Origin of the sequence: Porphyrobacter sp. AAP82 (genome assembly GCF_000331285.1) — a bacterium.
GTDB lineage: Bacteria > Pseudomonadota > Alphaproteobacteria > Sphingomonadales > Sphingomonadaceae > Erythrobacter.
In genome coordinates this window covers 1-9,500 of the sequence record NZ_ANFX01000018.1, presented here as the reverse complement: position 1 = coordinate 9,500, position 9,500 = coordinate 1, and the positions used below count along the sequence as shown (strand labels likewise).

The window sequence follows — 9,500 nt, the reverse complement described above, 5'->3', positions numbered from 1 at the left end:
CAACAGAACCGGCCCGCCAATTTCTATCGGAGTAATCCAAATGTCGCTGCTCGAAGCCCGCAACACCTACAAGCCCTTCCAGTACCCCTGGGCCTACGACTTCTGGAAGCGCCAGCAGCAGATCCACTGGATGCCCGAGGAAGTGCCGCTGGGCGAAGACTGCCGCGACTGGGCGCAGAAGATCTCCGAGAACGAGCGCAACCTGCTCACCCAGATCTTCCGCTTCTTCACCCAGGCCGATGTCGAGGTGCAGAACTGCTACCACGAAAACTACGGCCGCGTGTTCAAGCCGACCGAGGTCAAGATGATGCTCGCCGCCTTCTCCAACATGGAGACGGTGCACATCGCCGCCTATTCGCACCTGCTCGACACCATCGGCATGCCCGAGGCCGAATATTCCGCCTTCCTCGAATACGAGGAAATGAAGGACAAGCACGACTTCCTCGGCCAGTTCGGGGTCGACACCGATGAAGACATCGCCCGCACGCTGGCGGCCTTCGGCGGCTTCACCGAAGGGCTCCAACTGTTCGCGAGCTTCGCGATGCTGATGAACTTCCCGCGCCACAACAAGATGAAGGGCATGGGCCAGATCGTCAGCTGGTCGGTCCGCGACGAAAGCCTCCACTGCGAGGGCATCATCAAGCTGTTCCACACCTTCTGCGAGGAACGCCAGTGCCTCACCAAGGCGGTGAAGGAGGACCTCATCGACATCTGCCAGAAGACCGTCCGCCTCGAGGACGCCTTCATCGACCTCGCCTTCGAAATGGGCCCGGTCGACGGCATGAGCGCCAAGGAGATCAAGCGCTACATCCGCTACATCGCCGACTGGCGCCTGAAGCAGCTGGGCCTCCAGGAGATCTACATGATCGAGGAACACCCCCTGCCGTGGCTCACGCCTTTGCTGAACGGGGTGGAGCACGCCAACTTCTTCGAAACCCGCGCGACCGAATACTCGAAGGGCGCGACGCGGGGCGACTGGAACACCGTGTGGTCGAGCTTCGACAAGCGGCAGAAGGCGAAGGCGGCGAACGAGCCGGGCGAGGGCGTCGAGGCTGAAGCTGGGCTGTTTGGGGCTGAGGCTGCGGAGTAGTTTCGGCCAAAATGGCGGCTATCGCTTGACTTGGGTTCCAGTATCGATCAGATCTTGTTTTGTTCTAATTGAAAGGTGCTGCGATGCTGGACCCCGCCGGAAGTCAGGAGCCTGCCGCAAGCCTTCTGCGTGCCGCCAATGGCAAGCAGTTCGGGACGATCCTCGCTGACCCGCCATGGCAGTTCCAGAACAGGACCGGCAAAGTCGCTCCTGAGCACAAGCGGCTCAACCGCTATGGCACGATGGAGTTGCAGGAAATCTGCGACCTGCCTGTCTCCGAAATTGCGGCGGACCGGGCGCATCTTTACCTGTGGGTCCCGAATGCGCTCCTGCCAGAGGGAATTCGGGTGATGGAGGCATGGGGCTTCCGCTACGTGTCGAACATCATCTGGGAAAAGGTCCGCAAGGATGGCGGCCCAGACGGTCGAGGTGTCGGCTTCTACTTCCGCAATGTGACCGAAATTTTGCTGTTCGGCGTGCGTGGCAAGAATGTGCGGACCCTCGATCCCGGCCGTCGTCAGGTCAACGTGATCCGCAGCCAAAAGCGTGAGCACAGCCGCAAGCCAGACGAGCAGTATCCGATTATCGAAGCTTGTAGCTGGGGGCCACGCATCGAACTGTTTAGCCGCGGTGTGCGCAAGGGTTGGACGGTCTGGGGCAATCAGGCTGACGAGAGCTACCGGCCCGATTGGGCTACCTATAGCAACAACAGTGCAACCTCGCCGATGGTGTGATTTGACTACCGATCATCTAGTTCCGCCAGACATAGCCGAGCTCTACGAGATCCACGAATGGCGGAATGCAGTTGGTATTCTCCAGACTGCCTTCCCCCAAGAGTGGCAAGAAATACAACACGCTCTCCGCGCTTTTCGGCTTTTTCGGAGTGAAGTGCTTACAGCCGGGGGAAGCCGCTCGTCTATCGTCGCACGACTTGAAAAGCCGTTGAAGGATGCTGACTGGATAGAGCGACAGTTCCGCACAGCAATCGTTGTCGATGGTACCGAGCGGGAATCTCCAACCCATAGCGTTGATTGCTTCAAGGGGCGTGTTGCGCTTGAGGTGGAATGGAACAACAAGGATCCATTTTTTGATCGAGATTTAAATAACTTCCGTTTGCTGTTCGATCTGCAGGTCATTGATGTTGGAGTCATCATCACGCGCTGTTCGGAATTGCAGACAATCTTCAATTCACTCGGCCGCGGGCCAAGCTTTGGCAACTCGACAACACACATGAGCAAGTTGCTTCCGCGACTTCGGGGCGGTTCAGGCGGAGGCTGTCCTATTGTCGTCTTTGGTATCAGCGAGCGCCTCTACATAGAGGACTGACGGGCGGCCTCACGTAAAGTGGCGGGCACTTGCCCAACCCGCTGCGACTAGGCGGCAGAGCCGCCAGGTGTCCTTCGGACAGCTTCGCTTCCTCGCGCCCTTCCCGCGCGCGGGAAGGGTTGTCGGAGAGACCCGATCCCGATCGCTTGCCGCCGGTAGTCCCCCTCCCGCGTGCGGGGAACCGCAGGTGTGGCGCAGCCACAGCGGTTAGGGGTGGGCACTTCCCTTCAAGCCCCGCAGCCGCTCGACTTCCAGCCGGATCGCGGTCACCACGCCCTCGACATTGTCCCGCACATCATCATTGGTGAAGCGCAGCACGGTGAACCCGTGCGCCGCCATCCATGCATCGCGGCGCGCGTCACGCTCGGGCGCGCAGTCGTGGCTGAAGCCGTCGAGTTCCACCACCAGTGAAAGCTCGCGGCACAGGAAGTCGGCAAACCATGGCCCGACCGGCATCTGGCGGCTGAACTTCGCGCCGGTCTGGCTCTTCGACAGGAACGCCCAGAGCCCCCGCTCCGGCCCCGTCGCCTCGCGCCGCAGCGCGCGGGCGCGGACGGTGTCGCGGGGCTTCCAGTCAGGCATTTCAGGGGTTTATCATGGTGGCGGCTCGGGAGCAATTGTTCGGGCCCACCCCTAACCCCTCCCGCAAGCGGGAGGGGAGAACTAGTCCCCCTCCCGCTTGCGGGAGGGGTTAGGGGTGGGCCCGAAATACAGACGGAAAACCAACCGCTTTCCTACAGCCCCCGCGCGGCGTAGCATCGCTTGTCATGCCCGCCGCGCCCCCTCTCGCCAACCGTCCGCTGCGCCGCCTTGCGCTCGCCGCGAGGGCGCGCGCAGGGCGCGGGATTTCCGCTCCAGGACAGTGTCTCATGTGTCTCCTACAGCCGCCCGCGCGCGCGGCGCAGGTGCCCGGTCAGGCGCGGCACCATGCCTTGCGCGGACCGCCCCAGCGCGCGGCGAGGCCCTCGCGCACCAGCACGCTGCCCAGGCTCTTGCCGCCGCGGGTGACGATCCTGAGCTCGCGGCCGTACCGGTCGCGGGTGCGGCCATCGGGCGGCACGGCGAGGCCGAAGCGGCCGGCGCCCAGCAGCTCGCGCAGCCGCTCGGTCGCGGCAAGGCCGAGCGCGTGCTCCTCGGGGCAGGCGGGCTGGCTGACCTCGGGGGTGTCGATGTCGGCAATGCGGATCTTGGTGCCGCGCAGCCAGAAGGTGTCGCCATCGACCACGCAGGTGACGCGCACCGGCCCGCCGCACACCGGGAAGAGCGCGGCGTGCTGCTCGCGCTGGCCCTGCGCCTCGCCCGCCTGCGGCCACAGCCCAGCGGCGGCCGCTGCGGCGAGCGGCACGAAGGCAAGCGCCGCCGCGCGGCGCAGGAGAGGGTCCGGTCGTGTCATGCAAGTATCCCGCTGATCAGAATAGCCGGAAATGGAGGCGGTTCCAGCGATTTTGACACCGGTCAAACGCGTAAGGGTCAGCCCGCGTTAGGGAGGGGTGTCCAACCAGGGAGAACCCGATGTCAGCCCATACGCCGCACGAACTCGCCGAGGCCTTCCCGCACGATGCCGCAGCGCTGCGCCGCCTCAAGGCGAGCGATGCGCACTTCGCCCGCCTCGCGGCGCGCCATCACGAGGTGAACCGCATGATCCACCGCATCGAATGCGGGGCCGAGGCGGCCGGCGACGCGCGGCTCGAGGCGCTGAAGCGCGAACGGCTGGGCCTGCTCGACCAGATCGCGGCGATGCTCGAGGACATGCCCGCCGAGGGATGAGCGTGTGCTTGCCGCCTTGCCGGTCCGCTACTTGAGGGCGAGCGTGTGCGGGCGGGGCACGAGGCGATGTCCCGCCTGCCACCGTGTGCGCGGTGCGGATCAGCCGGTCTCCTCGCCGCGCGCTGCGGTGCGGCGCCGGTCCGCCTGACGGCGCCCTTCTCCCGATGGATCGGGGGGCGTCTCGTCCCTGTCCGTGTCGGCCATGGTCACCTCGCTGGCCCGCCAGAATAGCACCGGGCCGCGCGAATGCCCAATCAGCGGTAACCCTCACCACCAAGCCGCTTGGCCCCGCGCCCGCAAGCCGCTAGGGCGCGGCCCGAGATGCGCCGCGGGCGCGCTGGGAACGATGCCGGTGAGCGACAAGACAAACCACCCCGGGGCCGCGACGCCCGACCTTGCCAAGGCCGAAGTGCTGATCGAGGCGCTGCCCTACTTCCAGCGTTATGCGGGCCGCACCTTCGTGGTGAAGTATGGCGGCCACGCGATGGGCGATCCCGAGGCCGCGCGCGACTTTGCCGAGGACATCGTGCTCCTGAAGGCGGTCGGCATCAACCCGGTGGTGGTGCACGGCGGCGGGCCGCAGATCGGGCAGATGCTGAAGCGCCTCGGGGTGGAGAGCACCTTCGTCGATGGCCTGCGCGTCACCGACAAGGCCACCGCCCAGGTCGCCGAGATGGTGCTGTCGGGCGCGATCAACAAGGAACTGGTCGGCTGGATCGCGGCCGCAGGCGGCAAGGCGATCGGCATCTCGGGCAAGGACGGCGGGCTGGTGACCGCCAGCAAGGTCACCTGCACCACGCGCGATCCCGACAGCAATATCGAACAGGCGGTCGATTTGGGCTTCGTCGGCGAACCGGCGGCGGTCGATACGATGGTGATCGACACGATGGTGGCCGCCGGCATGATCCCGGTGATCGCCCCGATCGCATACGGAGCGGACGGGGCGACCTACAACATCAACGCCGACACCATGGCGGGCGCGATCGCGGCGGCGCTGGGCGCGGCGCGGCTGTTCCTGCTGACCGACGTGGCGGGCGTGCTGGGCGCCGACGGGGCGCTGCTCACCGACCTCACGCCCGCCGACATCGCCCAATTGCGCGCGGACGGCGTGATCCGCGGCGGGATGGTGCCCAAGCTCGAAACCTGCGTGGCCGCGGTGCAATCGGGCTGCGAGGCGGCGGTGGTGCTCGATGGCCGGGTCGGCCATGCGATGCTGCTCGAATTCTTCACCGCCCAGGGCGCGGGCACGCTGGTGCGCGCCTGAGCCCGCGCGGGAACAGGACTATGGCGCGAGGCGTATTAACAAGCTAATACGCCTCTTGAGGGACTAGGACCGGGCGCAGGCCAGCCACACGGCGGGCCGCCCCACGCAACGGAAACGACAAGCAATGACGCAAGCTCTCGTGGATATCGTCGGCATGGTGATCAGCACCGCCAACATGCTGCTGATCATCTGGTTCATCATCGGACTGCTGTTCGCCTTCAACGTGGTGAGCCCGAGCAACCAGTTCGTCTTCGCGGTGCATGATGCCCTCTCGCGCCTGTTCGAGCCGGTGCTCCGCCCGATCCGGCGCGTGATGCCCGATACCGGCGCGATCGACTTCTCGCCGATGGTGTTCATGCTGCTGCTCGCGGCGGTCGCGCGCATCCTGCAATACGCGGCCTATTGATGGCAGCGGCGCAGCGGATCGACGGCAAGGCCTTTGCGGAAGGCTTGCGCGCGCGCATCGGCGCGGCCGCGGCGGACTTCGCGCGCACGGCCGGCCGCCGCCCGGGCCTTGCGGTGGTGCTGGTCGGCGATGATGCGGCCAGCCAGGTCTATGTCGGCGCCAAGGCCAGGGCCTGCGAGGAAGCGGGGATCGCGAGTTTCGAGCACCGCCTGCCCGCCACCACCTCCTCGGCCGAGCTGCTGACGCTGGTCGAGCGCCTCAACCGCGACGCGCAAGTCGACGGCATCCTCGTCCAGCTGCCCCTGCCGCAAGGGCTCGACGAGCAGGCGGTGATCGCCGCGATCGATCCCGACAAGGACGTCGACGGGTTCCACGTCATCAACGCCGGGCGGCTGGCGGTGGGGCAGACCGGCTTCGTCCCCTGCACGCCGCTGGGGTGCCTGATGCTGCTGCAAGACCACCTCGGCGACCTCAACGGGCTGGAGGCGGTGGTGATTGGCCGGTCGAACATCGTCGGCAAGCCGATGGCGCAACTGCTCACCGATGCCAACGCGACCGTCACCATCGCGCACAGCCGCACGCGCGATCTGCCGCAGGTGGTGCGCCGCGCGGATATCGTGGTCGCCGCGGTAGGCCGGCCCGAGATGGTGCGCGGGGACTGGATCAAGCCGGGCGCGACCGTGATCGATGTCGGCATCAACCGCCTGCCCCCCACCGAGGACAAGCCCAAGGGGCGTCTGGTGGGCGATGTGGCCTTCGCCGAGGCGGCGGCGGTCGCGGGTGCGATCACCCCGGTGCCGGGCGGGGTCGGGCCGATGACGATTGCGGTGCTGCTCAGGAACACGCTGGTCGCCGCCCATGCCCACGCGGGGCTGCCCGCGCCGGAGGGCCTGTGACCCGCGCCCGCCTGCTGCTCGCCGCCGCGCTCCCGCTGATCCTCGCCGCCTGCGTCGGCGGGGGCGGGCCGCCCAAGCCGACCAAGCGGCAGGTGGCGATGATCGACCGGATGCTGGCGAACACGCCTGGCGCCGCACAGCCGAGCACCATCGTCGCCGCCGAGATCGCCTTCGCCCGCGATGCGCAGGAACTGGGCCAGTGGACCGCCTTCGCCAGATATGCCGCGCCCGGCGCGATGCTTCACGGGCGCAACGGCCCGTTCCCCCTCGCCCCGTGGCTGGCGACGCAGAGCAATCCGCCGCAGGCTGTCACGTGGAAGGCCCGCACCGTGGTGATGAGCTGCGACGGCGCGCTCGCGGTCAGCCAGGGCCGCCTGCGCGAACCGGGCGGCACGGTCGGCAATTTCGTCACCGTGTGGGAGCGGCAGAGCGACGGCGAATACCGCTATGTCTTCGATGCCGGCGGGCCCGACGTGCCGCAGCCTCCGCCACAGCCCAAGGTCGAGGCGCGGCCGGGCGACATCGTCGTCACCGAGATCGACGCGATCCGGGGCCTCGTCGCCACCTGCCCGCGCCCCGGCGTACCGGCCCCGCCACCGCCTGCCATCTCGCTGGGCGAGGATGGCAAGACCGAGGCGCACCTGTCGCGCGACACCACGCTGCGCTGGCGCTGGGAGCACCGCCCTGACGGCACGCGCTATTTCCTCGCCGAATACTATGACGAGGGCCGCTGGCTCACGGGCATCGAACAAAGCCTTGTGCCGACCGGCGATTGATGGGAGGGGCACGCCAGAGCCTGCGACCATGCTGACCGAAACCTTCCTTTCCGCCTTCGTCACCCTGTTCGTGGTGATCGACCCGCCCGGGTGCGCGCCGATCTATGCCGGGCTGACCAAGGGTGCGAGCGCCGCACAGGCGCGCAGCATGGCGCTGCGGGCCTGCGGGATCGCGAGCATCATCCTCTTGATCTTCGCGCTGTTCGGGCAGGAATTGCTGGGCGCGCTGCATATCGAACTGAACTCGTTCCGCATCGCGGGCGGGCTGATGCTGTTCTTCATCGCCTTCGACATGGTCTTCGAAAAGCGCACCGAACGCCGCGAGCAGCGTGCCGAGAAGATCGCCCAGACCCCCGAGATCGAGGACGTCTCGGTCTTCCCGATGGCGATGCCGATGCTGGCCGGGCCGGGCGCGATCGCGGCGGTGATGCTGCTGATGAACGAGGCCGACGGCAACCTGCCCGAACAGGGCCAGATCCTCGCCGCGCTGGCCGCGGTGCTGGCGATCACTGCCGCCGCGCTGGTCGCCGCAGGCCCGCTGATCCGGCTGTTGGGCGACAAGGTCGAGGCGGTCATCACCCGGCTCCTCGGCGTGCTGCTGGCCGCGCTCGCCGCGCAATATGTGATCGACGGGCTGAAGGGCAGCTTCGGGCTCTGAATCGCCTCGCCGCATTTTAACAAAAACGTAACGATAACAACACTAAGCCCCGGGCAATCCGTCAGGGCGCGGGGTTGACACCCCCCGGGCCTTCGGGGATACCCTGTCCCGCAACGGGACAGATCGCAGCGACGCCGGGGGATCAGTGGGAATATCGCTCCAGAAGAGCCAGTCGGTCAGCCTCGCCAAGGAGGCACCGCACGGCCTTGCCCAGATCAGTCTCGGGGTGGGCTGGGACGTTGCCAAGAAAGGCTTTCTCGGCGGATTGCTGGGCGGCGGCGGGGATATCGATCTCGATGCCTCGTGCATCACCTTCGATGCCGATAACGCCGTGCTCGAACAGGTGTGGTTCGGCAAGCTCGCCAATGCTGCCGGCACGATCCGCCACAGCGGCGACAACCTCACCGGCGAGGGTGACGGCGATGACGAGAGCATCGCGATCCAGCTTGACCGGCTCGATGCGCGGGTCGAACACATCGTTCTCACCGTCAACTCCTTCCGCGGGCAGACCTTCGACAAGGTCGCCAATGCCTTTGCCCGGGTGGTCGACAAGAAGAGCGGGCGCGAACTGGCGCGCTTCGACATTTCGGATTCGGGGCCGCACACCGGGCTGATCCTCGCCCGCCTGTCGCGCGCGGGAGGGGCCTGGGACTTCAAGGCGGTCGGGACACGCACCTCGGGGCGCACCGTCCACGATCTCACCGCGCCCGCGCGCGCGATCCTCTAAACCTTCGACTGTCAGGCCCCGCCGGGCCACAAGACCGGGAGCATATTCGCATGCAGCTGCAACGTGGGGAAAAGCGCTCGCTGTCGGACCTTGGCGTCGGCGGCACTTGCGAGGTGAAGGTCGAATTCGGCCTCGATGGGATCGACATTGCCGTCTTCGGCCTCGAGCCCGGCCAGAAGATCGGCGATGATCGCTATGTGGTGCTGTTCTCGAACCCGGCGACCCCGGGCGGCGAGGTGCGGATGACGACCAGCGGCAACACCGCAAGCTTCGCGCTGGAGCTTGACCGTCTGCCCGCGAACATCGACCGCATCGTCTTTACCGCCACCCATGACAGCCGCGCCGTGGGCGAAAGCCGCCCGCTGATGGTCAGCCTCGATGGCGGCAAGGCGAGCTTCGATGCGGCGGCCGCGCTCACCAATGAAAAGGCGGTGATGCTGGCGGAAATCTATCGCCATTCCTCGGGCTGGAAGATCGGGACGATTGCCGCCGGCTTTGCGGGCGGGCTTGCCGCGCTGATCGGGCATTTCGGCGGCGAGGTGGACGAGCCTGCTCCTGCGCCCGCCCCGCCGCCCCCTCCTCCGCCCCCG

The 9,500-nt window shown here is 66.9% G+C and carries 13 protein-coding genes; 11 read left to right on the top strand and 2 right to left on the bottom strand.

From position 1 onward, the window contains the following. Nucleotides 1-40: 40 nt before the first annotated feature. The 3 genes from D620_RS0105560 to D620_RS15960 all read left to right on the top strand — a co-directional run bounded on the left by D620_RS0105560 (nt 41) and on the right by D620_RS15960 (nt 2,416). Nucleotides 41-1,090, top strand: coding sequence for a ribonucleotide-diphosphate reductase subunit beta (locus tag D620_RS0105560; RefSeq protein ID WP_017664804.1), 1,050 nt, complete (start codon nt 41-43; stop codon nt 1,088-1,090). Between the two features lie 83 nt (nt 1,091-1,173). Then, nucleotides 1,174-1,824: an MT-A70 family methyltransferase gene (locus tag D620_RS0105555; protein ID WP_017664803.1), complete on the top strand. Its 651-nt coding sequence runs from the start codon at nt 1,174-1,176 to the stop codon at nt 1,822-1,824. A gap of 1 nt (nt 1,825) precedes the next feature. After that, nucleotides 1,826-2,416, top strand: coding sequence for a BglII/BstYI family type II restriction endonuclease (locus D620_RS15960; RefSeq protein WP_081596534.1), 591 nt, complete (start codon nt 1,826-1,828; stop codon nt 2,414-2,416). A gap of 207 nt (nt 2,417-2,623) precedes the next feature. Here D620_RS15960 and D620_RS0105550 read toward each other — a convergent pair whose 3' ends face one another. Both D620_RS0105550 and D620_RS14735 read right to left on the bottom strand, forming a co-directional pair. Continuing rightward, a complete protein-coding gene (locus D620_RS0105550) occupies nt 2,624-2,998 on the bottom strand; it encodes an endonuclease domain-containing protein (protein WP_017664802.1) in 375 nt (124 codons plus the stop codon). 331 nt (nt 2,999-3,329) lie between these two features. Next, complete coding sequence (locus D620_RS14735) at nt 3,330-3,809, bottom strand: thermonuclease family protein (RefSeq protein WP_017664801.1); 480 nt, start codon at nt 3,807-3,809, stop codon at nt 3,330-3,332. Nucleotides 3,810-3,928: 119 nt separating this feature from the next. Here D620_RS14735 and D620_RS0105540 point away from each other — a divergent pair, with 119 nt between their 5' ends. The 8 genes from D620_RS0105540 to D620_RS0105505 all read left to right on the top strand — a co-directional run. Next, the gene (locus tag D620_RS0105540; RefSeq protein ID WP_017664800.1) at nt 3,929-4,183 is read left to right on the top strand and encodes a YdcH family protein; all 255 of its coding nucleotides are present in this window, start codon (nt 3,929-3,931) and stop codon (nt 4,181-4,183) included. Between the two features lie 346 nt (nt 4,184-4,529). Then, complete coding sequence (gene argB, locus D620_RS0105535; protein WP_017664799.1) at nt 4,530-5,447, top strand: acetylglutamate kinase; 918 nt, start codon at nt 4,530-4,532, stop codon at nt 5,445-5,447. Between the two features lie 124 nt (nt 5,448-5,571). Further along, the gene (locus D620_RS0105530; protein ID WP_033376279.1) at nt 5,572-5,853 is read left to right on the top strand and encodes a YggT family protein; all 282 of its coding nucleotides are present in this window, start codon (nt 5,572-5,574) and stop codon (nt 5,851-5,853) included. Then, nucleotides 5,853-6,749, top strand: a complete 897-nt coding sequence (folD, locus tag D620_RS0105525; protein ID WP_017664797.1) for a bifunctional methylenetetrahydrofolate dehydrogenase/methenyltetrahydrofolate cyclohydrolase FolD — start codon at nt 5,853-5,855, stop codon at nt 6,747-6,749. Before D620_RS0105530 ends, folD begins: the two co-directional genes overlap by 1 nt. After that, nucleotides 6,746-7,525: a hypothetical protein gene (locus tag D620_RS0105520; RefSeq protein ID WP_017664796.1), complete on the top strand. Its 780-nt coding sequence runs from the start codon at nt 6,746-6,748 to the stop codon at nt 7,523-7,525. Before folD ends, D620_RS0105520 begins: the two co-directional genes overlap by 4 nt. A 31-nt stretch (nt 7,526-7,556) precedes the next feature. Beyond that, nucleotides 7,557-8,183 (top strand): MarC family protein, encoded by a 627-nt coding sequence (locus tag D620_RS0105515; protein ID WP_026091978.1) that lies wholly within the window; start codon nt 7,557-7,559, stop codon nt 8,181-8,183. A gap of 145 nt (nt 8,184-8,328) precedes the next feature. Beyond that, nucleotides 8,329-8,910, top strand: coding sequence for a TerD family protein (locus D620_RS0105510; RefSeq protein WP_017664794.1), 582 nt, complete (start codon nt 8,329-8,331; stop codon nt 8,908-8,910). A gap of 50 nt (nt 8,911-8,960) precedes the next feature. Beyond that, the coding region (locus D620_RS0105505) for a TerD family protein (protein ID WP_017664793.1) at nt 8,961-9,500 on the top strand (540 nt) is incomplete at its 3' end.